This is a genomic window from Pedobacter petrophilus (genome assembly GCF_009674725.1).
GTDB lineage: Bacteria > Bacteroidota > Bacteroidia > Sphingobacteriales > Sphingobacteriaceae > Pedobacter > Pedobacter petrophilus.
Genome location: NZ_WKKH01000016.1, coordinates 54226 through 80123, shown reverse-complemented (window position 1 = coordinate 80123; position 25898 = coordinate 54226). Strand labels below are relative to the sequence as shown.

15 protein-coding genes are annotated in these 25898 nt (G+C 41.1%); 1 reads left to right on the top strand and 14 read right to left on the bottom strand.

Annotated features, from left to right (window positions below):
- Positions 1-118 precede the first annotated feature (118 nt).
- The 12 genes from GJU39_RS12105 to GJU39_RS12050 form a co-directional block, all read right to left on the bottom strand.
- Positions 119-2350, bottom strand: a complete 2232-nt coding sequence (locus GJU39_RS12105) for an aceric acid hydrolase (protein ID WP_245227851.1) — start codon at positions 2348-2350, stop codon at positions 119-121.
- Positions 2347-5751: a glycosyl hydrolase gene (locus GJU39_RS12100; protein WP_154281060.1), complete on the bottom strand. Its 3405-nt coding sequence runs from the start codon at positions 5749-5751 to the stop codon at positions 2347-2349. The genes GJU39_RS12105 and GJU39_RS12100 overlap by 4 nt, the downstream gene beginning before the upstream one ends.
- Positions 5752-5847: 96 nt before the next feature.
- Positions 5848-7140, bottom strand: coding sequence for an L-fucose:H+ symporter permease (fucP, locus tag GJU39_RS12095; protein ID WP_154281059.1), 1293 nt, complete (start codon positions 7138-7140; stop codon positions 5848-5850).
- Positions 7141-7234: 94 nt separating this feature from the next.
- A complete protein-coding gene (locus GJU39_RS12090; protein WP_154281058.1) occupies positions 7235-7699 on the bottom strand; it encodes a MaoC/PaaZ C-terminal domain-containing protein in 465 nt (154 codons plus the stop codon).
- 81 nt (positions 7700-7780) lie between these two features.
- Complete coding sequence (locus GJU39_RS12085; protein ID WP_154281057.1) at positions 7781-8848, bottom strand: Gfo/Idh/MocA family protein; 1068 nt, start codon at positions 8846-8848, stop codon at positions 7781-7783.
- Positions 8849-10084, bottom strand: a complete 1236-nt coding sequence (locus GJU39_RS12080; RefSeq protein WP_154281056.1) for an extracellular solute-binding protein — start codon at positions 10082-10084, stop codon at positions 8849-8851.
- Entirely contained in the window at positions 10077-11240 is a 1164-nt protein-coding gene (locus GJU39_RS12075) for a CaiB/BaiF CoA transferase family protein (RefSeq protein WP_154281055.1), read from the bottom strand. Before GJU39_RS12075 ends, GJU39_RS12080 begins: the two co-directional genes overlap by 8 nt.
- A gap of 751 nt (positions 11241-11991) precedes the next feature.
- Complete coding sequence (locus GJU39_RS12070) at positions 11992-13167, bottom strand: CaiB/BaiF CoA transferase family protein (RefSeq protein WP_154281054.1); 1176 nt, start codon at positions 13165-13167, stop codon at positions 11992-11994.
- Complete coding sequence (locus GJU39_RS12065; protein WP_342448206.1) at positions 13164-14324, bottom strand: ABC transporter substrate-binding protein; 1161 nt, start codon at positions 14322-14324, stop codon at positions 13164-13166. Before GJU39_RS12065 ends, GJU39_RS12070 begins: the two co-directional genes overlap by 4 nt.
- Positions 14325-14385: 61 nt before the next feature.
- Complete coding sequence (gene galB / locus GJU39_RS12060; RefSeq protein WP_245227844.1) at positions 14386-16920, bottom strand: beta-galactosidase GalB; 2535 nt, start codon at positions 16918-16920, stop codon at positions 14386-14388.
- Positions 16921-16926: 6 nt separating this feature from the next.
- Positions 16927-18021, bottom strand: coding sequence for a glycoside hydrolase family protein (locus GJU39_RS12055; RefSeq protein ID WP_154281053.1), 1095 nt, complete (start codon positions 18019-18021; stop codon positions 16927-16929).
- Positions 18008-20773, bottom strand: a complete 2766-nt coding sequence (locus GJU39_RS12050) for an alpha-L-rhamnosidase (protein ID WP_154281052.1) — start codon at positions 20771-20773, stop codon at positions 18008-18010. Before GJU39_RS12050 ends, GJU39_RS12055 begins: the two co-directional genes overlap by 14 nt.
- A 282-nt stretch (positions 20774-21055) precedes the next feature.
- On the opposite strand from GJU39_RS12050, the gene GJU39_RS12045 reads away from it, so the two are divergent.
- Positions 21056-21829, top strand: coding sequence for an IclR family transcriptional regulator (locus GJU39_RS12045; RefSeq protein ID WP_154281051.1), 774 nt, complete (start codon positions 21056-21058; stop codon positions 21827-21829).
- Between the two features lie 171 nt (positions 21830-22000).
- On the opposite strand, the gene GJU39_RS12040 is transcribed toward GJU39_RS12045, so the two are convergent.
- Positions 22001-24175, bottom strand: coding sequence for an alpha-L-rhamnosidase-related protein (locus GJU39_RS12040; RefSeq protein ID WP_154281050.1), 2175 nt, complete (start codon positions 24173-24175; stop codon positions 22001-22003).
- Between the two features lie 70 nt (positions 24176-24245).
- Positions 24246-25835, bottom strand: coding sequence for a sodium:solute symporter family transporter (locus GJU39_RS12035; protein ID WP_154281049.1), 1590 nt, complete (start codon positions 25833-25835; stop codon positions 24246-24248).
- Positions 25836-25898: the final 63 nt, after the last annotated feature.

The window sequence follows — 25898 nt, the reverse complement described above, 5'->3', positions numbered from 1 at the left end:
TTACTATACTGTTTTTTGGTATTCACGAGGGCTGCACCGTTCATTTCAGGGTCTTATTTGCAGTTAAGATGCTGAAATAAATTCAGCATGACGAACTGCATAAAAATTCCCAAGCTGTTTACCGACTAACCGGTAACCAGACAGACATTTCCGAATGCCCGCGGTTGCCCCAGGCAAAATAAGGAACTAATCTAATTTCCTTCTCCATATTCTTGCGCTCGACTGGTCTGTACAACACATTTTTCCAGGTATTATCTGCAACCATTTTTGCAGTACCCACTAAACTCATCATTTCAGCACCACTGATAGTTATGGCCTTTGCTTCAAATTTAGTTGAAGCCGGTATAAACGTGTTGAAAATACTTTGGCCTGGCAAGTCAGTCGATTCCAGGCAATATACAACCGGACCGCGTTTCACGGCAATTTGATTTCTGTTTTCTTCAACCAAAGGGTTTGCTTCTATCAGCGTCGCCTCCATCGGGAGGTTCAATTCTATTACATCGCCCTTTTTCCAAGCGCGGTTTACTTCTGCATAAGCACCCGAAGTAGCCTTGATATGCTGCGCTTCCCCATTGATCAAAATCTGTGCATCATGCGTCCAGGCTGGAATTCTGAGGAACATCGAATAGGCTTTGTTAGTCGTTTCGTTAACACTGATTTTTATTTTACCATCCCATGGATAATTTGTTTCCTGACTTAAAGAAACTCCACTGCCGTCACTTAATTTCGTTGTTAAGTTATTTTCACCATATAAGTTGAACCACAATCCTTTATCAGAAGCACTATAAGCATAATTACTGACTTCTGCAATGGTACGAACTACGTTTGGAGGACAGCAATTAGACAGGCCGATGTAAGGCACGCGATCTTTAGACCAACGTTGTTTGAAAGGTAAATCATCAGACTGAGCGAGTGGATTGGTGTATAAAAAATTCTTTCCATCCAGGCTAATGCCGGACAAAACACTGTTATGTAGCGCCAGTTCCATCACATCTGCATATTTGGCATCGCCGGTAATTTGCAACATTCGCCAGTTCCAAAGCACATTCCCAATATTGGCGCAAGTTTCGTTATGAGCCGTAAAATTGGGCAACTGGTAATCGCGACCGAAAGCCTGATGGATTTTCTGAACATCGGCAGGATTATATGAAGTACCATCGGGCGATGTGCCATCGTAAAGTGATCCGCAACCGCCGGTGATGTACATTTTGTGCTGATTGACATCATCCCACATTAAATTCAATGTTTTAAGCAACGATTCTTTACCGGTTTCTGCATATAAATCGGCAACGCCAGCATATAAATAATTTGCCCTGACTGCATGTCCCATGGCTTTTGTTTGTTGCAGAAAGGGAATCCGGTCCTGATTGTCATCTGTACCATCTTCTATTTTACCTTTGATGGCAATAAGGTGGTTGGCCAGTTCCAGGTATCGAGGCTCTTTCGTGGTGCGGTACATCTCCACTACTCCCATATAATGCGAGGGGCAAATGGCATTCCGTGCTAAAGTTGGAGACGCTGATTTATAAAACTTATAGAGATAATCGGTTGCTTTTTTAGCGATGTTAAGCAATGTAGTTTTGCCGGTAGCACGATAATGAATGCATCCGGCAGTCATCAAATGACCTATATTGTACGATTCAAAACTCAACCGATCCTGAAATTGATTACTAGCACCTGTTTTACGCTGATCAATCATCGCTTTGGTGTAGATATAACCATCTTCCCGTTGCGATTTCCCAATGACCACAATGGCCTTATCCATCATTGCGTTCAGTTTTGGATCTTTTGTGGAGGCATAAAGTACCGCAACGGCTTCTAAAGTTTTATAATAGTCACCGTCGTGAAACGATGGTCCGGAGTGCGAACCCGTATCTAACCCAGCTGCAATTTCGAAGTTCTTAAAAGCATGGCTGATTTTTGGATCATTATAAATCGCCCACATGTTTGGCACCATGGTTTCTGTAGCCACTTTAAAACGATCTGCCCAAAAACCTTTTGTCCATGTTACATCGCTCATATTGATGCTGTGCAACCTGGCATAAGGACTATTGGATGTATTCACTAAAGCCTTGTCCTGCGCTTTTACATTTAATCCCGGAGAAAGTAAGATTAGTAGTCCGAAGGTTGCCCCATATTTAGATTGAAGAAGGAACGAAGAGTATACCCGTCTTTTCGACTGGAGCGCAGCGAAATAGAGAAATCTTTGAACGAAGCTTATTACAAAATTCGAAGATTTCCCGGCTACGCTCGGAATGACGATGAGCACAAGATTTTTCAGAAACTGAAATTTGCCTGCGTCAAAGTACCTCGCCTTAACCTTTTTTATCATTACTAAATTCCTCATCATTTTTCTTCAATTTGAATAACCACTGGTCCGAATAATCCGGCAGGATTTAAGGGTTTACCTTCTAAACGGAATGGTGCAGTTGTTTTTGTAATTCTTTTATCTTCAGGTAATTTATTATCTCCAGTTAAACGATTAGCCCAGGTATTTACAACCTCAATCGTAATTTCATTCTCCCCTTTTCTGATCGCCTTACTTACGTCTAGTCTGAAGGGAGCCGTCCACAAGGTACCACAGGATATGCCATTAATTTTTACTTCTGCCATAGCGGAAAAACCACCTAGGTCTATCCAGGTATTTGGTGTATCGCCCTGATAATTAAATTTACTGGCGTAAGTTGCTGTACCTGAATAATACCGGATGGCACTATCGGCATTTTTAGTCCAGTCGGTTAATTCGTGAAATATAACTGGTTTTGCAGGGCCGCCATAAGCAGGATCGAATTGTACCTGCCAGTCTTTTGAAAGCTTATGAATAGTTCTGAAAGTTGACCAATTCTGGCCTTTGCCAGTTGCTTTGCTGGCTGTGGAAGGTTCAAAAATGACAAACAGCGATTGATTTGGCGCAAACCTAAGGCTCAAATTTATCCGGCCATTTGAGGCAGACCAGTTTTTAATTTGGCTGTATTGCCCGCTTACCGCATCATATAATTTAGGAACCATTCCACTAACCCTGAAAGAGAGTGCTAAATTTCTTTCGGTATCTATTTGATTAGAAATAAAATAAATCTCCTGGCTGTCAGCCGAGCGATGAAAAAAGGCCACTTTAGCTGCATCATCATTTCCATTTTCAAGCACATAAAGATCTTTCTCTACACCCAGCTGATTGAAATTTTCACCATAAAAAGGTGCTTTAAAAACCGTACCAGCGCCTAGTTTCTTCACTGCTAAAGTTTGATCGCCTTGCTGAACAGCAGTAAAGTGTCCAGACCAAATTGTTTCTACGAGATGATTAAATACTGATTGACTCACCTGCTTTATTCCAGATTGGTACAAAGGCTTATCTGCTACAATTACTTTAGCTCCGGAATGAATGAGATCTGAGAGTTTTTTCAATGTTTCATAGCTAATATACTGATAGTTGGGATTTAGTTTTAGTGAACCGGTAAAGACCAGAATCTGATAGGTTGCGCCACTCCCGAAAACTACATTTCCGTCTTTAACGGTTGCACTGTGCAATACATCGGGATTAAAGCTATCATAAGCATAACCGTGGAGTGGGTTTACCCAATTTTGAGGGTCGGCCATGTTTGCAGAATGCGTAACACCTGCCGGAATTTGCCTTAAGGGCTCGCCAACATTTGCCAAACGTTTTTTTTCAGATTCTACCACTTTAGCGCCAAAAATTCCGGGTAAGGTTTCAACCAATCTATCCGGTAAAACCGAACGGCGAGGCAACTCTTCGCCGGTAAAAACTGCAATATCTATTATAGGTTTACCCTGTTGCAGCAAATTCTGCGTACGTTCTGCATAATCAACCCATGCTTTTCCTAATTTCCACCAGGTTTGATCGCGTTGAAAGTATAAACCCACGCCATCTAAAGTCATTCCAGGTTTTCTATCCGTCCACGGGTTTTGGGTAAACACATGATAAACCAATTTATTGATTCCCAGCGCGTAATTCCGATCCTGCAGGGTTTTCATATTTCCCGGATTTTCATTCCAATCCATCCGAACAGTGGTAAAAGCTTCTGCCTGGATAATATTTTTACCATAGATATGTGCACCGGAAATGGCATCGAGCATATCGTTTGGCTTATCGTGCGTGGGACTGTTTAACCAGAATTCGCCCATGGGCACATCGACAGTTTTATAATGCATGAGACCATCACTCATCATTGTAGGTGCTATGCTTTCTGCGGTAAAAGTTACACCCTGCTCCTTTGCAAGCTTAGCTAACGTTTTATAAAACTGATCGACAACCAGTTCTGAAATCGTTTTTCTTACATCATATAGAAAATCCTCAGATACTTTTGCACTTTCAACGGGCAATCCGGTTATGATGGGTAAATAAGGTGTTAGGTCGTAACCTCTGCGTTTTAAGAACTCGGCTTTGAATACCGGCGACCAGTTCTGGCTGCCACATTCCCAGCTATCTACATGAAAAACACTTAAAACTTTTTTGGCAATTTCTGGTCCGCCGTGCTTAAGGGCTTCACCATACCAATGATTAAACTGCAGTTTTACTGCTTCCGGATTAAACTTATCACATTCTAAACCCATTCCACCGCCAGCGGTTGCGTTGGTGTGTCCGGTCGAAGTATGTCCGATTCTCAGAACCGTCCAGTTGCCTTTTGGGACTTTCCAGTTTAACGTTCCATCAGGATTTAATTTATCTGTTAGGTTGATTATTTTATTTAAGGGAACGCACAGGTCTTTAGCAATCTGCTGTGCAGTGCTCCTTTTGCTTACCCGCCAAACTGAGCCATTTTTACCTTCGTATTGATTGATTTGGGCCGCTGAGGATAATTCCAGATTGACCAGTTTTAAAGAAGGTTTCCACTTCGCTGCATCTAAATCTTCTGCGCCGGGTTCAGATCCTTTTTTGTCATAAATAAACCTGAAAAACCTGGCAGTTACAGGTACAATAGAATGCGTAACATCTTCATCGGTGTCTTGCCAGCCATGACGTGGCGGCTCTAAACGACCGATAGAACGATACTTTTTTCCATCATTACTCACTTCGATGGCTAATCGTTGCGCCTGATAGTTGTTTCCGCTGATTTTGATGCTTACCGACCTACAGGTAAATGGCTTTTCGAATTCGTACTGAATATAACAGGGCTCATTCGAAGCGAAGTTTTTCTTATTTCCAGGTAGTATTAAACCGGTGGCATCTGCCCCATTACTTGCCGTAATTTTCGGCACTACGGTTCTTGTAGAAATGCTTTCGCCAACTGGCGACCGGTAAGCGTAAACGGCAATATCTTTATAATAATTTTCTTTATGTATGGGTTTAGGTAACTTAGCTTTAGGAGTTGAACTATTGATTATTATTTTTGACCAAACTACTTTCTGCATCGATAATTCTGGGGTTATCCAGGGCCCACCTGCAAGTGCAAAACCATCGCTTACATGCATGCCTAACTTCAAATTCAGTCGCTTGGCTTCAGCCATAGCAAACTCCACCATTTGCCACCATTCTGGTGTAAGTTGAATTGCTGGCGGAGTATATACGGGTGTTTTATCAGGCCCCTGAATACTCATTAAGTAAGCGCCCCCTATTCCATTGGTTTTCATTGCTTCTAAATCAGCAGTGATGCCCGCTTTGGAAACTGCTCCCTTTACCCAATACCAGAACACCCAAGGTTTCGCATTTTCATTTTGTTGCGCATAAACGCTTGCAGAAAAGCTAAAGCTGATCAGTAAGGCAATCAAAAGAATTTTACTAAACCTTAATTTCATTTTAATTTTTCATTTTCTTCATTTCGAGATATGATGCAATCTATCCGACAATTAAAATCAGATTGCTTCGTACGTCGCAATGAAGACTTAATAATTTTATTTATGAGCGACTTTGTAGCCTTTTAATCCAAAATAAAGCACTACAACAAAGCAAACCAATGGAATGCTGTAACCAATTTGAATGTTATCGCCGTACCGATCGATTAAACTTCCCATTCCAAATGGCAAAATTGCACCACCAACAATCGACATGATTAACCAGGAAGAGCCTGGTTTGGTATCATCGCCAATTCCATCAATACCCAAAGCAAAAATGGTTGGAAACATAATTGACATAAAGAAACCAATAGCGCCCAACGCATAAACTACATAAGAACCTTGCCCTAAAATAGCCACTAAACAAAGTAAAATGGATACAACAGCATAAATTGCCAGCAGCTTGTTTGATGCGATAAATTGTAAAAGTGCAGTTCCTGCAAAACGACCAGCGGTAAACAAAAATCCATAAATAGCTAAATAGGATGCCGCTGTTTTCTCATCAAAACCACCCCCTTGTTGTGCCATTCTGATAAAGAAGCTGGTAACACAAACTTGTGCACCCACATAGAAAAACTGGGCAACTACCGCCCACCTCAAATGTTTATGCCGTAATGCGCCGAAAAAGTTACCATTCGCCTCACCATCAACACTTTTTGTTTTGATTTCGGGTAGATGAATAAAATAAAATATGACAGCTATAACCAATAAAATGATTCCTAATGTAATGTAAGGAGTTTTAACAGAAGCGGCCTCTTCCAGGAAATAGCTATTTCTGCTGGCGTCTGTCATTGCCGCAAGCTCTTCCTTAGTATGTGATTTTCCAGAAAGGATAAATAAACCGCCAATTACGGGCGCAACCATTGCCGCTAAACCATTAAAAGATGCTGCTAAATTTAATCTGCTTGTTGCTTTGGATGGGTCGCCTAAAACTGCCGCGTAGGGATTTGCAGAGGTTTCTAGCATGGTTAAACCACAACCAATAATAAAAAGTGCAATTAAAAACGTGAGGTATGAAAGGTTATTTGCTGCAGGTACAAATAGGAAGGCACCAAATGCAAATGCTAATAATCCTGAAATCATGGTTGCTTTATAGCCCCATTTTTTCAAAATCATTCCCGCAGGGATAGCCATTAAAAAGTAGGCAAAGAAAACAGAAGTATCAATTAATGTTGATTGACTATTACTTAGATTACAAGCTTTTTTTAAATGCGGGATCAAAACTGAATCCAGATTATGGGCCATTCCCCAGAGAAAAAACAAGCTCACTACGAGAATAAACGGCAATAAATATTTCTTTCCTGATGAGGGATCGCCCTCAGTTACAATTTCTGGCTGTGTGTTGTGGTTCATTATATTTGGTTGAATTGGTTTAATTGTTTATTGGTTCATTAGCTCATTGGTATCAATACGTTCATTGTGCATTGGTTCATTATTAAAACTCTTATTAAGCATGTTGACTAATGAACAAGTGAACTTTTTTAACTACCAGTAGATGGTCGCAAACGAGTACCACTTCTCCGTGCTGGTTAATTATTTCTACGTGCTCAGTTACGGTACCGTATTCCGGTCTTTTACTTTCTGCTTTTTCAGAAATGGTGATTTCTGAATGAATCGTATCTCCAATAAAGACAGGTTTTACAAAACGCAATTTATCATATCCTTTTGACATTGCCTCAGGATTAATTTCTGATGCCGTTAATCCGATACCAATACTAAAAATCATGGTTCCGTGCGCTATCCGCTGTTTAAAAGGCTGCGTAGCACACCATTCTGCATCCATATGATGTGGAAAGAAATCGCCTGTATGACCGGCATGAACCACGAAATCAGTTTCCGTTATCGTTCTACCTAACGTAACACGCTTATCTTGTAACTGGTAATCTTCGAAAAAGATTGATTTGAAATACATTTTAATATTTTTTGTGTTAACTCTTAATCCCCCCCTGACTGAAGCCAGGGGCTATGTTTGTGATTCTTCACCCAAACCTCATTACCTAACTTTAACTCCTCCGATGTCACTTGATTGATAAGCACTTTCCACCACGGCCATCGTTTGAATCACATCTTCAACGCTTGTATGCAGCACATCTGTAGCGCCTTCGTTATACCGCATCAGATTTGCCATTGTTCCAATAAATGCTTCCGGAAACCAGGATCCTGCTAATTTTACCGTTTGCCATTCTGGAGATTTTCCATCTTCTACGATACAATATTCAAAAACGTCTGGCACACCGTGAGGATAATCCATCAACAAACCGATTTTAGCTACAATTGCACCTTTCGTTCCCTCCCATTTGATATAACTTTCCTGGTGATCCGGACCAAAATCATGATCGTGATTGGTGTTGATTACGGCATGCATGGTATCGCCATAATCCATTAGAATTGTTGAGCGGGATGAAGACAATTTCTTTGCAGGATGCTTCAACGTCTTTGCCAATACAGATTCTGGATTTCCTAAAAAGGACCTGATTAAATCTACATAGTGAATACTGTGGTACTGAATTTCCAACCGCGGATGAATAATGACGTGAGGAAAAATTTCCCATGGTGTTTTAATCGTTACCCGAACTTCCATATCATACAATTCGCCAATTAAACCTTTATCAATCAGGTATTTTGCAGCACTCACAAAAGGCGCAAAGCGCAATTGAAAATTAATAGCGGCTTTGAAATGCTTTGATCTGCAAAGCTCCAGAATTTCATTTGCCTGTGCAAAATCATCGCCCATTGGCTTTTGAATCAGCACTGCACTTCCATCGGGTAACTGTTTTAAAGTTTCAACATACTGCTCTGGCATGATGGTTAAATCGTACACTGCATTTTCTGGAGCAGCTAAAACCGCCTCCGCAACCGTATTAAATACATTCGGAATACCAAAAGCACCGGCAAGTTTTTGTGCCCGTTCTTTGGTTCTGTTTACGATTCCAAAAACCTCGAAACCTGCAATTTTATACGCCGGCAGATGTGCGTCAGCCACAATTCCGCCTGCCCCAATGATGATAATGGGTTGCTTTTTTTCGGGTAGCTCTGGTTTATATTTGATCTCGATGCTCATTTAATTCAATTTGTTAATTTGGTTTTGTGCCTGCTCAATTAACAGTAAAGATTCTTCATTTGTATTGATTGCTTTCAAAACCATTTCATCAATTATTTTGGCAATTAAAGTCCAGTTTTTATGTTGAGGAAGCATGTTAGCCACCTCATGTAATTTTTCTAATTTATAATAGTAGGGAATAATTTCATTTACTTCTTCATCTTTCCAGGTAGAAATCCGGCATCCTATTCCGCCTTCCAGCGTTAACAGTTTATCCTGCTCAACATCGGTTACGAACCTCAAAAATTCATAAGCAAGGTCTTTATTCTTACTGCCTTTGCCGATGGTATAGAGCCAATACACATTTAAAGATGCTGATTCTTTCCCCACAGCCGCAGGCAATAGCTCTACACCAACCTTCCCTTTCACTTTTGAATTTGGGTCTACTTCACACATTGCTGCGAAACCAAACCAATTGATCATCATCGCGGCTTCACCATTTGCGAAAGCAATTCCGGCCGCTACCGATTCGAATTCTGCCGATTTCGGATGAACAGCAGTGCTGTCGTTTATGATGGTTCGATAGAAATCTAAACCATCAATGGCTGCCTGCGAATTAATTTGAATAGCTCCCCCCTGATCAATCAAAGTTCCGCCCCTTGTCCACAATTGCAGGCAAAAATCAAATACCGTATTGTGCCCATCGGGATAACAGGCAAAAATACTTCCATATAAACGATCTTCCGGACGGTTAAAAAACTGCGCTACCTGATAAAAATCTTCCCAGGTTTTAGGCACTTCCAGCGTTTTTCCATACTGCTTTAAGTAGCCGGCTTGTTCTGCTTCACTTTCAAATAAATCTTTCCTGTAAATAAAACACTCCGGACCATCATGAAAAGGCAAACCTACTACTTCCCAGCCGAAACGTTGCAGCGACAGTAGCGATTTGCTCCACCCATTCGGAAAATCGGCAGGCTTTTTTGTATTGATATATGGATTCAGTAATTCGAAAGCATGATTCAAATATCCTTCGTAAACCCAGTTGGTATTGATATGGGCGATGTCAAAATCGCCATTTGCCAGGCCTTGATTGGTGATGGTAGTTTCGTAAAGCTCGTGCAAGTCCATGATCACCAGCTCCAGTTTCCACTCACAGCCAGAAGCAACACAAAACTGATCCCAAAACTTCTGCATGGCAGTTTCGAAGGGACCAAATTTCCGCACGGCTATTCTGAAAGTATCTACTTGGTTAGGCATTTGCAATGGTTTTCTGCGTGATAAACTCTCTTATGATTTGCTCATTATCCTGGCCCAGTTTTGGTGAACCTTTTGCCGAAGTTAGCAATTCTCCATCAATCCGAATCGGACATCTCGTGGTTTTATATTGATAGCCATCAACCATCTCTACTTCCTGGATCATCTCCAACACTTTGAAACCATCGTGGGCCATTAGCGCATTCCAGTTTAATACGTCTGAACACCAGATATCTGCAGGTTCCAGTTTTGAAAGCCATGTTGCTGTAGTTCCGGTACGCAAATGACCAGCTAGAATGGCTTTAATCTCATCCCGCTTATCAAACGCTTCTTCGATATTTGTGTAGCTTAATAGCGCATGGCAACCAAGTAACTGGCCGAGTTGGGGGATTGAGCCCATCGCCAATGCGAGGTGACCATCACTTGTTTCATAAATCCCATAAGGTGCACCCAGATAGGCGTTTGCATTATTTTTTTCGGAGCGTTGCGGCAATTCGCCTCCATCGTTTAAAAATGCAGTAACGGTTTCGAACTGAAAATCATAAGCCGATTCCATCATGCTGATTTGCACGAAACCCCCTTCTTTTTTTATCGCTCTGCGATACAAACAAGCTAGTAAGCCTTGCGCCAGATGCGCGCCCGCCAGCATATCGACTATTGATAATCCCATTGCCACCGGCCCGCTATCTGCATTGCCGGTAAGCGAAGTTAAACCGGTAACAGACTGCAAAAGCAAATCCTGACCAGGTTTATTGCGCCACTCGCCTTCCGTTCCGTAGCCTGAAATTTCTCCATAAATAATTGTTGGATTTAAGGCGATAACTGATGGATAATCAAATCCCAAGCGTTCCATTACGCCCGGACGAAAATTATGAATCATAACATCGGCTTTTTTCAGGAGCTCACGAACCATATCACAGCCTTCTTCGCTTTTTAAGTCGACTTCAAAACTTTCCTTGTTCCTATTGATGGCATGGAACACCGAAGATTCGCCATTCATAATCAGGTTAGAGGTGTAAAGTGTGCGGCAAATATCGCCAACACCTAAACGCTCAATTTTAATTACACGGGCACCCATATCTGCTAAACGCAAGCTTGCAGACGGCCCGGAAAGGAACTGACTGAAATCGATAACTAAATAATCTTCAAGCGGTCTCATAATTAATTTTTTTAATATCATGCGAGTCTCTTTTTACCCGACTCGTTCAATTGGGGATTTAAAATCCTCAGGTATAACAGACGAGATTATAAATCTCGACTAACTAATGCCGTCATCCCGACTGCAGCAGAAAGATCGTTGAACATGATCATACCTATTCAAAGTATTTCTCCATTTCGTTGCATTTCAGTCGAAATGACAACCAATGTTTTGTTCAATTGAGGATTTAAAATCCTCAGGTATAGCAGACGAGATTATAAATCTCGACTAACTAATGCCGTCATCCCGACTGCAGCAGAGAGATCGTTGAACATGATCATACCTATTCAAAGTATTTCTCCATTTCGTCGCATTTCAGTCGAAATGACAACCAATGTTTTGTTCAATTGAGGATTAAAAATCCTCAGGTATAGCAGACGAGATTACAAATCTCGACTAACTAGTGCCGTCATCACAGCAGTGGAAATATCTTTGAACATGATCAGTATATATTCATAGATTTCTCCATTTCGTTGCACTTCAGTCGAAATGACAACTAAGTTTTCTTCAATTGAGGATTTAAAATCCTCAGGTATAGCAGACGAGATTACAAATCTCGACTAACTAGTGCCGTCATCACAGCAGTGGAAATATCTTTGAACATGATCAGTATATATTCAAAGTATTTCTCCATTTCGTTGCACTTCAGTCGAAATGACAACTAAGTTTTTTTCAATTGAGGATTTAAAATCCTCAGGTATAGCAGACGAGATTATAAATCTCGACTAGCACCTGGTCCATTCAATTTGAACTCTTGATCAACAGCAGTAGTATTTAATCCTAACTTCGGTGCTGCTTTCGCTGCAAATAATTTCTCATTATCCAGGCGAATCGGACTTACAGTTGTTTTAATATTCTTTCCATTGCCTAAAGATATCTGCTGTTCAATATCCAGATTTTTATAAGTTTCTAAGGACGTTGCAGTTTGATAGTTCAACACTTCAGCACACCAGATATCATGTGCTTCCAGCAAATCAACCCAATCTTTCGTATTCTTTTGTTTAAAGGTTTCAGCTAAGCGCACGATTAATTTATCGCGGTTTTCAAATGCGGAGCCGGCTTCAACGTATAAATCTGAAATCTCACAATTGATGATCGCACAAATGTTCGGCAGGTTTCCCATCGCCATAGCAATATAACCATCGTTGGTTTCGTACATGCCATAAGGTGCGCTCAGGTAGGCATGTGCACTTCCTTTTGCGCCACTACGATCGGGCAGTTTCCCACCATCATTTAAGTAAGTGGTGAGTACCTCAAACTGTACATCTAAAATCGATTCAAGCAAACTAACCTCAACCAGAACACCCTTACCTGTTTTTGCCCTTTTGATTAAGGCCGCCATAATGCCTTGTGCCAAATGGTTTCCGCACATGATATCAGAAACTGATAAGCCAAAAGGAACAGGTCCGTCGGTATCTACTCCAGACAAAAACGTTAACCCTGAAACAGATTGCACCAGCAAATCCTGTCCGGGTTTATTTTTCCATGGCCCTTCATTTCCATAGCCAGTAACTATTCCATAGATAATTTTAGGATTGATTAATTGAACATTAGCATAATCCAGTCCAATTTTCTCCATCACCCCCGGACGAAAGTTATGGGTCATTACATCAGCCTTGCTCATGAGCTTTTTTAACTTCTCAAGATCTTCCGCATTTTTTAAATCGGCTGCATAGCTTTCTTTGTTTCTGTTAATGGTATGGAAAAGCAGGCTATCTTCATCAACAAATAGATTTTTAATGGATAACTGACGGCAGGCATCGCCCGTTTTAGGTCGCTCAATTTTAATTACCCTTGCTCCCAGATCAGCTAATTTTAGCCCAGCTGAAGGTCCCGCCAAAAACTGGCAAAACTCCAAAACTAAAAGTCCTTCTAATGGCCTGTTCATGATAGTACTAAACTTTTAGATTTTTGGTATAATTCATTCAGTGCGGTTAACACCTGTTTTTCATCGTCGCCATTCATTAGATAATTCCGCACCACATCGCCGGCATGATCTTGAAAAAACATGGACCCATGGTACCGTGGACGAAGAAATGCACGTTCTAAAGCAGGCAAAGTGTTTGAAAAATAATTCTTGCTTTGGCGATTTACTTCTTCGTTTTGCCAGGCGCTTAAATGCCCAGGCTGACCGCCACTTTCAAAAAACAATGCAGACTGGCAGGCCGGAGAGCCTACAAATTCGACATATTTGGCGGCCATATCCGGCTCCTCACACTTAGATGAAATGGCCAGTCCCGTTCCGCCCAAAGTACTTCTCAAATTTGTTTTACCATCTATCGAAATCATATCATGAAAATGAAGCACCTTTCGTGCATAGCCGGTTCTAGCGTAATTGGAATAACCATACGCAAACGGACAATAAGCAATATTATCGGTTAATGTCATCGCTTCATAAACCTGGATCGGGTTTCTATTAAAATTAGCCGGATCTATTTTCGAGGCCAATTCGCGATACATTTCTAAAGCTTTAGTACCAGTCGCCTCAGAAATCACCTCACCGTCGTTCTGACAAGGGTCTTCCCCAAGCGAACAACAAAGGGTATAAAAGTTCATCAAAACATCTATCGGAATTCCGGCAAAAGCAACCAAGCCTTTATCGGCAAGTACTAACAAATCTTCGAATGATTTTGGCAATTGTAATTCTTTATCAGCAAGTAAATCTGGTCGCGATGCGGCTACCGGAGTTGCCGCATCAATTGGTAAAGCCCATAAATGGCCATCGTAAGTATAACTTTCGTAAGACTGACCAACAGAATTTTCTTTTTGGTCTTTCAAATATTCATCAGAAAGGTAGAAATCCAAAGGCAGGATTGATTTAGTTTTAGCTGCAAAACCTGCCCAGGGATGATCGATTACCAATAAATCAAATCGTTCAGCCAGCTCCTGAATAGAGAAATCTGCAAATTGCTGCAAACTCCGTTTCTCCCAGGTGATGTGAACATTTGCATGCAATTCTGAAAACCGCTGCGCTGTTGCCACCATAGGTAAAAGCCCACGGCTGTGGTTCCAGGTTATTCCTTTTAAATTAATTGTCTTCTCCACTTAATCTTTATTTATATTCTTCTTTGGTTCCCGGTAAAATTTATTTTTAATTTGATTCCAATCATTTTCCAGTTTTAACTACAATCGAAGCCTTTGACAATCCTGATGAGGTTGCCGTTAATTTAATTACGCCCACCTTTTCGGTTGATTGCAATATGGCTAAACATAAACCATGAAATGCTTTCCGGTAACTGGCCTTGAACGGTTCTAAACTTGCCTGGAAACCGTTATCAACACCTGCAATAAATCCATTTCCTTCTACCTTAAAATCAATTAAATTTTCTGCATCAGGCACCACGTTTCCTGCTGCATCTAAAATCCTAACGGTGATGAATGACAAATCTTTTCCATCAGCTTTTATATTATTCCGGTCTGCTACCAGTTCTATTTTAGCGGCTGCGCCGGCTGTTTTCACTACACGGGTTAAAATATCTCTTCCACTTTTTCGGGATACGGCTTTCAATGTTCCAGGCTCGAAGTTTACGTTCCAAAGCACATGTAAATCATCATTTTGCTTCGATTTTTTACCTAAAGACTTCCCGTTGAGGTACAATTCAACTTCATCAGCATGGTTATAATAGGCCCAGACTTCTACTGATTTACCCTGCTCCCAGTTCCAGTGCGGTAAGATGTGAAGCACTGGCTTGTTCGTCCATTCGCTTTGATACATGTAATAAGAATCTTTCGGGAATCCTGCCAAATCAACAATTCCGAAATAAGAGCTTCTGGCCGGCCATGCATAAGGCAATGGTTCGCCAAGGTAATCGAATCCGGTCCATACGAACAAACCCGAAACATGATCGTATTTCTTTGCTTCCTTCCAGGTTTCTTCATGTGTAGAACCCCAATAAGCAGAAACATTATCATAAGAAGAAGCCGACCACGCTTTGTTTCCTTCGGTAAATTTCGTTTTGCCATCTTTTGGCCAGCGCCGGATGGTATCTGCCGTATCATAAAATCCACGGGTTTCCAGCGCTGAGGTAGTCTCCGTTGCCAGGAATTTAACACCCGGATAGTTTTTTAGAAAATCTTTATATAACTTGTGATTGTAATTTAAACCGTAAATATCCAGGGCGCTTGCCTGATAAATAAAATTCTTTTCTGCTTTGGTCTCTGTTAAAGCTGAAATTACGGGACGGGTTTTATCCAGGCTTTTTACGATCGAAACCAGTTCTTTTGTAATTGCGGTGCCAGTGCTGTCAAATTGCTCACGGATTTCATTGCCGATGCTCCAAAGAATGATGGATGGATGATTTCTGTCGCGAACAATCATATCTTCCAGGTCTGTTTTATGCCATTCAGGGAAGTTTAGATGATAATCATTTTTAGTTTTCTTTTTCGCCCACATGTCGAAAGCTTCATCCATCACCAGGAAACCCATTTTATCACACAAATCTAAAAACTCAGGTGCCGGCGGGTTATGGGCAGTTCGAATGGCATTCACACCCATTTCCTTCATTATCTCCAATTGGCGTTCCATTGCCCGAATATTCACGGCCGCACCGAGCGCCCCTAAATCGTGATGCAGGCAAACGCCTAAAATTTTCATTGGTTTTCCGTTCAAGGAAAAGCCCTTTTCCGCATCAAATTGGAAACCCCGGATGCCGAATTTGGTCTCGTAGGTATCAATTAATTTATTGTTCTGCAAAATTTGAGTCTGCATGCTATATTGCTTCGGATTTGCAACTGACCACAGTATGGGGTTGGAAATTTGGGTCTCACTGATGATCGTCCTACCCGAAGTATCTAGCTTAAGCGATTGCAGTTTGGTTTTCAGAACTAACTTTCCATTAGGATCATAAATTGTATGAGCTACCAAAACCGACTGAGATTTTAGTGTTTTATTTTGAATTTGTGTTTCGATTTTTACACTTCCGGATTGCGCTGCTGATACAAATGTGCCCCATTTGGCAACAGAAATTTTAGCAGCTGAGGTTAACCATACATTCCGGTAAATGCCTGAACCGGAATACCAGCGGGAATCTGGTTGAGCAGAATTATCAACCTTAACCGCGATGAGATTTTTTCCGGATTTTAAATATTTGCTGATCTCATAAGAGAAAGAACTGTAGCCGTACGGGCGTTTACCCAGGTATTTTCCATTGATCCACACTTCGCTGTTTTTATAGACGCCATCGAATTCGAGTGTGATCAATCTGTTCGCAAAGTTTGCAGGTGCATTAAATTCTTTCCTGTACCAACCAATTCCTGTTGGTAAACCTCCGCCCTCTGGTTTCGCAGGATTTTTTTGATCAAATTTCCCTTCGATGCTCCAATCATGTGGCAGGGTTAATTTACGCCATTTCGTATCCGTAAAAGCAGGAGATCTTGCACCCGGTTCATCGCCTAAAAAGAATTTCCAGTCTTTGTTAAAACTGGTTCTACTTCGTACTTCGTCATTGGGAGTCTGATTTTTCATCAGACTAAGCAATCTCTCTTTCGAAATAGATTGCTTCGTAGTGCCTCCCCGCAATGACGATGATTGGAACGACCTCGCCATTACCGGAATAGAAGAAATTGCCTCGCAATTACCCGATGCCAAAAACACCATTAGCGATAAAACAAATATTTTATATGTTAGTTGAGTTATTCTCATTGCTAATTATTGAACAAAATCTACCTTACTTTTTCCTAAATCTTTCGATGTGGCGACGGCAATTCCGCGTTGATCTAATTTGTTTACCGCGCAATAAAAGTGATAAACTATGCCTTTATGTTTCATAACGAACGATTTATGTGCGTATAGTTCATCGTACTTTTCAGATGATTCAATTAAATTATCACCTGTCCAATCCGTCCAGTTTACTAAATCTTTCGACACTGCAAAGCGATTAAATGATCCTTTTCTCTCCTGCCAGAAGGCACCAAAATAAAACATTACGTAATTGCTTCCCATCTGCTGAATAACGGCATCGCCGGTAATGCCCACAGGATGATGTACAACGGGATCTTTTTGAAAACGCTTCCAATTAATCATATTGTCAGAAACCGCCATCCCGATTCTTTCATACCATCTGGTTTTCTTATTGTTCATTAGCGAATCGCCAACGGCATTGTAATACATCACGAAACGGTGACCTGTTAGTTTCTTTTTATCTTCAATTACTGTGCTTTTAAAAAGCTTGTTTCTATTTTCCCACCAGCGCACATCAGCATCTGAAGAACTTAATACCGGCTTTTCCAAACGGTTCCATTCCTGAACAATTGATGGATGTTTACGGGCGTAGGCCATTCCAATTGATAACGGCTCTACTTCGTAACCCTTTTCCTTACCGCCGAAATATGACATCCAATATTTGCCATCAAACTGGCTCACACCGTAACTTCCTCCCCATTTCGTGTCCAGCAATGCATTGTAGCCGGCTTTTTGATTATCATCCCAATTGCCTGCATGGCCAAATGACATTATTTTGCCCAGGTTTTCCCAATGCAGTAAATCCTTGCTTTTCGCCATCCAGGTCTCGTAACCTCTACCACTAAAAATCAGGTAAGTCATGTACCAGTCTTTGCCTTTTCTGAAAATAGTCGGGCAATCCATTTTATGGTCTTTATCACCTGGAACCATCACCAGACCATATTTAAAAGGCGTTTTGATTTCCTGATAAATCTTTTCCATTTCTGCCTGAGAAACTGTATTCTGAGCATATAAAACAGATGCACAAAAAACTAGAAATAAAATAATTTTACATCTCTTCATCTGTACTCTTAAATTTATAATGCCCTGAACCAACTGTGATTTTGGCTTTTCCGTTTTCAATTTTTAAGCCGCTTATTCTAGGGTTAATTTCATCTGTGATAGTCTGTTTCAATTTTGAAGGAAAATAAATATCTGCGGTAGTATTAACAGGGATATGAACTTCAAGCAGGAAACTTTTATCCATTTTTTGCCATTTAGATGAAATCTTTCCATATGGAGAATCGTAACTCACATCAGCCGAAGTCAAATCACCAACTACATGAGGTTCGATTCTGATTTTATTAAATGCTACTGAATTTTCATCCTGACGGATGCCACCCACACCGCTGTAAAACCATTCCATTAGATGCCCCAGCATAAAATGATTATTTGAAACCGTTGGTAAAGCCGCCCAGCTTTCGGTTAAAGCCGTTGCTCCCTTGGCAATCTGCATCCCGTAACCCGGAACATCCGAGCGACTATTCATATCGAAAATTACATCCGATCTGCCGGCATCTTCCAGCACGCGTAATACATAACGATAACCAATATCGCCAGCTGTTAATCCGTTATTATGACTTTGAATATCCTTTACCAAATTTTCAACTACGGCTTGCTTATCTTTTTCATCAACCAATTCCATGTAAACGGCCACTGCATTCGCCGCCTGACTACCAGACCCATATTGCTTCGTTTCAGCATTAAAAAACCTGGCATTAAATGCCTTTCTAACTTTGGCAGCAAGTTTTGAATAAGCCAGAACATCTTCTTTCTTGCCTAATAAAGCGGCTATTTTTTCAAGAATTTTTAAATCGTAATGATAAATAGCTGTCGCCGTAATGCCCATTGGCGTGAGCTGCGAAACACCAGGTGGCTTCGGACCTAAATCGTACCAATCGCCCAAACCCTGAGATAAAATATGTTGATTCGCTTTTGATTCTAAATATTTGATATAGCGCTGCATTACGGGGTAATAGTCTGTTAACGCTTGCAGATCACCATAGTATTTGTATAGATCCCAGGGCACTAAAATGCAACTGCTTCCCCACTCCGGCGAATCGCGGAACATATCTCCACCCCATTCAAATTTTACATATTCAGGCGCAATTTCGGGTACAAGGCCGTTGGCAAGTTGTGAATTGCGCATATCTTCCATGGCCTTTCTAAACAAAGGTGCCGTGGCATAGTTGTAATTTACCGATTTTCCCATCAAATGCAATTGCTCCAGCCAGCCAAGCTTTTCCCGTTGCGGACAATCGGTAAAGACACTCATCATATTACTTTTGATCGACCAATCAATTAAAGTAAATGTCTTGTTAAACAATTCATTAGACGACCGGAACGATCCAACCGTTTCCGCGGCATTACGGATGTGCAATCCCCTTAAATCTTCGATAACCGGTTGTTGCAATGAGTGTTCTTTACCTGCCGGAACACCGCCTTTAACCTGAAGGTAGCGGAAGCCGGTATAGAAGAATCTTGGACGCCAGGTTTCCACTCCATTGCCCTTGAGGATGTAAGTGAAATACGATGGCCCGCCGGTATTTTTCTGAGTTACCGTTCCATCTTCCTTCAATAACTCTGCAGGTGTAATGCGAATGGTATCTCCTTTTTTACCACGAACCTTCAATTCTATAATTGCAGAAGCATTTTGTCCCAGATCATAAACCCACTCCTTATTTCGTGTAGGAAGGATACTTTTAGCGTTAAAAGTTTCGAAAACTTTTACTGGTGCTTCTTGCTGTGCGTTTAATTCCGGACCATCAACAAGGAGTGATGATTTCCAGCTTCTATCGTTAAATCCGGCGGCATTCCAGCCTTTCTGTTCGAGATTTGCGTCGTAATCTTCTCCGCCGTAAATACTGGAGAAGATAACAGGCGATGGGGCTGTTTTCCAGCTTTCGTTGCTGACGAGATTGGCAAACGTTCCATCTGTATATTCAATTTTCAGGCGGCAAATCATTTTTGGGTACCCAAATGCCGACTTCAACTTTCTGTACCTGCCCTTAACGGGAGGCACGTAATAAAAACCATTTCCCAGCATTACGCCAATCGCATTTGCTCCTTTTTTTAACTGATTGGTGATATCATAGGTAACGTACAATGCTTCTTTATCATATTTTGTCCAGCCGGGGGCAAGAAAATCATCTCCAACTTTGGCTCCGTTTAAGCTTAATTCAAAATGGCCGAGGCCCGAAATAAAAATTGTTGCGTTTTTAATCGGCTTTGCCACTCTAAACTCCTTTCGAATCATAGGCAAGACATTGTTTGCATTGTTTTTATCTTTCTTCCCATCTGTTGGCAGCACATTGACATTTGAATCGGCTAACTTTTCATAGGCTATCCATTTTGCGTCTTTCCAGTCGGTGCTGTTCAGTAATCCCATTTGGAAAAAAGCGGGTTTACTCCAGCCGGAACTTTTGCCATAATGATCCCAAACGCGTACTTTCCAATAATATTTCTGTGTTGAAACGAGTCTGGAGCCTTTGTAATGAACCTGAATGGATTGATTTGATGCTACTTTTTTGGTATCCCATACATTACCGATATTTTTATTCAAGTTGCCGAAGCTGCTGGCAACCAAAACCTGATAGGCCGTTTGCGTAACATTGTGTTGTTTAGACTGCAATTTCCAACTTAAACCCGGAGTACTGGTGTCTATTCCAATGGGATTATTTAAGTAAGCACAGGATAATTGAGCAACCTGAATATCTTGCGCAGACAGCGAAATGCTGATCGAAAATAGCCAGGAAAAAAATAAAATTCTGCTCATTTTTTTATGTTTAACTCCGCGTTACCAATTTCACGCAAAGCAATAATAATTTGGGTTTATAAATGGTTATTGATACCTTGAAGCAGAAAAAGAATCAGTTTCCATCATGATGAAATGAATCTGCATTTCCGCTGAGCATCAATTCAAATATAAATGTTTTTTTTAAATATGAAAACATATCTTCGTATTTAAATTAATACAAAATGTTGTAAGCGATAAATATGAATGCATTTTGTATGTTTGGAATTGTAAAAAAACTGCTACAGCCAAATTTAGACCCGTATGAACGAAAAAGAATCGAAGTATCAGGCACCAGCCCTGGATAAGGGGCTTGATATATTGGAATATTTATCAGCGCAATCTATCCCACTTTCCCAGACAGAAATTGCAGTAGGCATTGAGAAAACGCCAAACGAAATTTATCGGATGTTAATGAGCCTGGAGAGTCGTGGTTATATTCTGCGTGATGAAGTTTCCGGGAAATATCGTTTATCGCTGAAGCTGTTTTATCTTTCTCACCGCCACTCTCCTATTGATGAGCTTCGTAAAGCTGCGCAGTTTCCGTTGGAAGAGTTGGCAAACGCCATCCGCCAGTCGTGCCACTTAAGTATTTTATACATGAACCAGGTAATGGTGATTATCCATGCAAAAAGTCCGGGGCCGATTGCACTTTCGATAGAGGAAGGCAACTTGTTCCCGCTCCCGCTCACGGCTTCCGGGAAGGTTTTACTGGCCTACATGCCAGAAAGCGAACGGAATACCACATTAAAAAACAATTCGATTTATAAAAAGTATGCAAAGCCTCAACAAGAAGATTTTCTCAGCTCATTGAATGATATTCAACAAAGTGGCTCTTACGTAAAAAACAGCGATTCTGTTTCCGGTGTAACCGACATATCCGTTCCGGTTGGTCTTGCCGGGAGTAACGGAGTAATCGCTTGTTTAACCATTTCCATGTTAAATGCCCTAAATGCAGATAAAGCCATGGAAAACGAAGTAATCCTTGCAGAAGCGTACAAGTGCGTGAAGAAGATTGAACAGCGGATTGGCGTTTAACCCCCAACCCTCTGAAGGGGGCTTTTGACTTTCTATAGGTTATGCGAACGCAATACCCTTCAACCACTTAGAGGGGCGCTTTGAATTTTCGAATTCTATAGATTATAGACTTTTCGCTCTATACCTATCGTAATTTCCACCCGCTATTGCCACCATGCCTTTAGCTCCCCTTTACGGGGCTGGAGGGCTATATTTTATGATATAATTCTTATGTTTCCTGATGGTTACCTGATATAAATCTTTAGCAACAGATTTAACTGCCGCTCCTTTAACTACCGGCTTTGTTCTGCTTTTTATTCTTAATTGCCCAGTGCCCACGGCGGAGTTTATTTTAATTTCGTTTTTATTCATGTAGACAGAAATATCACCATCTGCTGTTGGAACCTTACCTTCCATCCATTCCAAACCGCCTAAATTGGGTTGAATGGTATAGGTTTCATAACCTGGAGCATCAGGACTAACGCCTAAGTAGTATTTTCCTAAAAGATAAATAGGGCTGGCACCCCAGGCATGGCACAGGCTTTTTCCAAATGGCCTGCCATACATTTCCAGGTGCTCCACTCCTTTCTTATCAGGATTATATTCTTCCCAGAACGATGTGGCGCCAAGTTTAAGCATGCCGCCCCAATAATTTTTCATCTCTTTAAGTACGTATGACTGCTCACCCAGTGCACACAGTGCCTCCAGCTCATAAAAACGCATGTATGGGGTGGTGATTTTCGCAATTTTATCATTCAATAATACATGTTCTTTCACAGCCAGTTTTTGTTCAGGCGTGAAATAGTCGAAGAAAATTCCAAACATGTTTGCGTAACGGGTAACATTGGCAGTAGGTTGATTTCCAACTCTGCTGTGAACCAGTGCACTTTTAGTTTCGTTCCAGTATAATTCGAAAATTTTGGCTTTAAGTGATTTTGCCTCTTTTTCATATTTCACTGCATTCGTAGTGTCGTTCGCTAATTTGGCACATAAAGCCATGGTTTCTAAACTTCGGGCGTAAAGCAATTGCTCAAAACTGACTTCCCCATCTTTGCTTAATTTATCGGCCCAATCGATGAAAATCCAATCGCCCGGCATCCATTCTAATAACCCATTTTTATTTTTTCGGCCATCTATATAGGTCATGAGTGATTGCATTCTTGGATAGATGTCTTGTACAAACTTCTTATCTCCGGTGAATTTATAGTAGTCGTAAATTCCCAGGAACCAATAAAAAGAGTAATCCATAATGGTATTGATGTGTGCCGTAACCGGATCTTTTCCGCGTTGGGCCAGCAGCGTTCTTTTTACAGTTGGCGCATCGAAAAAAGAATAGTAATTCATTAGATAGCTTTGGTAAGCATCACCGCTCCATACCCAGCGATCGCGCTTAATGCCATCAATAAAAAACTCGCGGGTGTTTAAATGAAAAGTGTATTTCGCCACATCATAAATTTTATTTAATTCCTGATCAGATGACTTAAAACTCCCTCTCTCTGTTACCGGTGCATATTCGTAAAGCATGGAAATCGAATCTGCCGTAACCCCATTTTCTGCTTGAAAATTCACATAACGAAATGCTTTGGAGAGTGGCATAACAGAGTCTCTCTTCGCGGCAAGATCAACGTCAAGGTAATCGAGCGTTTCGCACTTTTCTTTGGAGAGTGCCTCTTCCTTTGATTCGCCATAGTACATCCCCAGCTTTCCTTTCCCTTTTAAGCCATGTATTTTAACAAAGCCAAAAGTCTCTTTTCCAAAGTCGGCTACATAGCCGTTTCCTGCTTTTTCTTTTTTAACAGCATATTGGGCGGTTACCGGCAATTTGAAATTTGAAGGCAAAACGTTAGGATCGGTGAAATTCCAGGAACCTGCCGTAACAAAGGTTGTTCCCGATTTATCAGATACCTTTCCACTTTGATCTATCCATTCTTTGTCTTCAAAAGTGGTCAGCCAGGTTTCATCAGAAACAATTGTTTTACCTTGCACAAAAATGGCCGGTACTGCTCCCTGACTGTAAACCTTCAGACTCAGCTTATGCTTTCCCGCCGGGATTTGGATGGTTTTAGGGAAGCCTGCAATTGCTTGCCCATCAATTTTAACGTTGTAAGTTCCCTGTACAAAAATTTTAACTTCTTCTGGCGCATTTATAGTAAATTCTTTGTGGAAATCTACCAAAACATAGTGGCTATCCATCTTCCAGAAAACAGGAAAGAACGATCCGCGCTCGGTTCTCCGGTTTTGCATTACATTACTCATGTAGATATCGAAATCGCCGGGATACCAGATCCAAGACGCTCTTTGCGCGAAAACGGGTAGGATTGAACAACTCAGGATGGAAAGCAGAATTATTTTTTTTAAGTTTCTCATATGGTGAAGATTAAGCAAAGCATCATTTATATTATTATCATCCGACTTCGGGCTCCCGACTCAAGACTTCTCAATGTCCGTTGAAGAACAGGTATAAGGCAATCATCACGACCGCTAGAACTGCCCAGGAAATCCAAACTGTTCGATCTGGCTTTTCGATGTTGGCCTGGTGTTCATCATTGATTTTGTAAAAGCTTGGGCTTCGATCTAAAATTGAAATGAGAAGAGCAGTGATGAGCAGGCCTGCAAAAATGTAAAAAGATAACATGAGGTAGTGAGGCCAGAAAGTATATTCATTGGGTGGCAAGATCCACAGATAGGTAATTCCGATGCCCAAACTAAGAATGGAACCAATAGATAAGGTAAAGTTTACTGCTTTTCTGGTGGTTTTCTTCCAGAACACGGTTAACAGGAATACCACAGAGAGTGGTGGGGCGATGAAGCCTAAAACCGATTGAAACACATCAAATAAGTTTAATCCTTTAATATTATCGATGGCAAGCACTACAATGACTGCGATAATGCATCCGGCAACTACCGTTAATCGGCCAATATTTATAATCTGTTTATTGGTTGCCTGCGGATTTATTTTCTTGACATATACATCCATCGTAAAAACAGTACTTAAGGAATTTAAGGAAGATCCGATCGTGCCAACCAACACCGCAATTAATACCACAATGACTAAACCATTCATCCCCGGCGGAAAAAGGTTGGTTACCATGGTCATGTAGGCTTCGTTTGGATCTTTAAGATCAGGAAATAAAACGTAGCATAAAATACCTGTCACGATGAATAAGGGGAGCGAAAGCAATTTTAGCCAGCCGATAAAACTCACACCCAATTGCCCCTGCTTCAAGTTTTTCGCACCTAAAACGGATTGAACCATTGATTGATCTGTGCAGAAAAACGCAACAGCTGCAACCGGATAACCCAGTAAAATTGCATACCAGGGATATTTTGGATCGCTGGCGGGTTGAATTAAATTCCAAAAATTACCGGGTGTTTTAGCATACAAAGCAGAAATTCCGCCAACCTTGTGTAAACCTAAAAGGGTAAGGGAAAGCGAAACAGCAATTAACAAAATCATCTGAAAAACATTCACTTTAGCGATGGCTTTTAAGCCGCCGAAAAAGGTGAATAGACCCGCAAAAGCGACCAAAACCGTAACAGACTGCCACATCGGAATCCCTAAAATTTGCCTCACCAGAAAGCCACCTGCAAATAAGCCTAAAGACAGCCAGGAGATTAAAATCTTCACCAAAGCGTACCACGCTAGTATGTTCTGCGTAGAATCTCCATATCGGTTTCCCATAAACTCTGGCATGGTGCTTACTTTTGCGGCCAGGTATTTTGGCGCAAAAACAATTGCAAGCAAAAACAAAAATATAAAAGCATACCAGTCGAAATTAACGGCTACAATGCCCGTGGTATAGCCAATACTGGCAAACGCCAATAACATCGAGGGCCCCACATTGGTACCCCACATGTTAAAACCGATGCTGGCCCAACCGAGAGATTTGTTAGCGAGGAACAGGGTTTCATCTTTGTTCTTGTCTTTCGAAAAGCTTGCCCGATACCCGATCACGATCAGGATGATGAGATAAACGATTACAATAATGTAATCCAAACTGGTTAAACGTTCTACAATGTTTCCCATTGATTTACTTTGGTTAGTTTTTCTATTTTCGCCATGGAATCACAGTATTCACGGAGCTACTTT

Bases quoted from the DNA above. Each gene is read 5' to 3' on its own strand.
- fucP (WP_154281059.1), bottom strand. From the start codon at position 7,140: ATGAACCACAACACACAGCCAGAAATTGTAACTGAGGGCGATCCCTCA.
- GJU39_RS12080 (WP_154281056.1), bottom strand. From the start codon at position 10,084: ATGCCTAACCAAGTAGATACTTTCAGAATAGCCGTGCGGAAATTTGGT.
- GJU39_RS12075 (WP_154281055.1), bottom strand. From the start codon at position 11,240: ATGAGACCGCTTGAAGATTATTTAGTTATCGATTTCAGTCAGTTCCTT.
- GJU39_RS12070 (WP_154281054.1), bottom strand. From the start codon at position 13,167: ATGAACAGGCCATTAGAAGGACTTTTAGTTTTGGAGTTTTGCCAGTTT.
- GJU39_RS12050 (WP_154281052.1), bottom strand. From the start codon at position 20,773: ATGAGCAGAATTTTATTTTTTTCCTGGCTATTTTCGATCAGCATTTCG.
- GJU39_RS12085 (WP_154281057.1), bottom strand. From the start codon at position 8,848: ATGAGCATCGAGATCAAATATAAACCAGAGCTACCCGAAAAAAAGCAA.
- GJU39_RS12055 (WP_154281053.1), bottom strand. From the start codon at position 18,021: ATGAAGAGATGTAAAATTATTTTATTTCTAGTTTTTTGTGCATCTGTT.
- GJU39_RS12045 (WP_154281051.1), top strand. From the start codon at position 21,056: ATGAACGAAAAAGAATCGAAGTATCAGGCACCAGCCCTGGATAAGGGG.
- GJU39_RS12040 (WP_154281050.1), bottom strand. From the start codon at position 24,175: ATGAGAAACTTAAAAAAAATAATTCTGCTTTCCATCCTGAGTTGTTCA.
- GJU39_RS12035 (WP_154281049.1), bottom strand. From the start codon at position 25,835: ATGGGAAACATTGTAGAACGTTTAACCAGTTTGGATTACATTATTGTA.
- GJU39_RS12100 (WP_154281060.1), bottom strand. From the start codon at position 5,751: ATGAAATTAAGGTTTAGTAAAATTCTTTTGATTGCCTTACTGATCAGC.
- GJU39_RS12105 (WP_245227851.1), bottom strand. From the start codon at position 2,350: ATGATGAGGAATTTAGTAATGATAAAAAAGGTTAAGGCGAGGTACTTT.
- GJU39_RS12090 (WP_154281058.1), bottom strand. From the start codon at position 7,699: ATGTATTTCAAATCAATCTTTTTCGAAGATTACCAGTTACAAGATAAG.
- galB (WP_245227844.1), bottom strand. From the start codon at position 16,920: ATGAGAATAACTCAACTAACATATAAAATATTTGTTTTATCGCTAATG.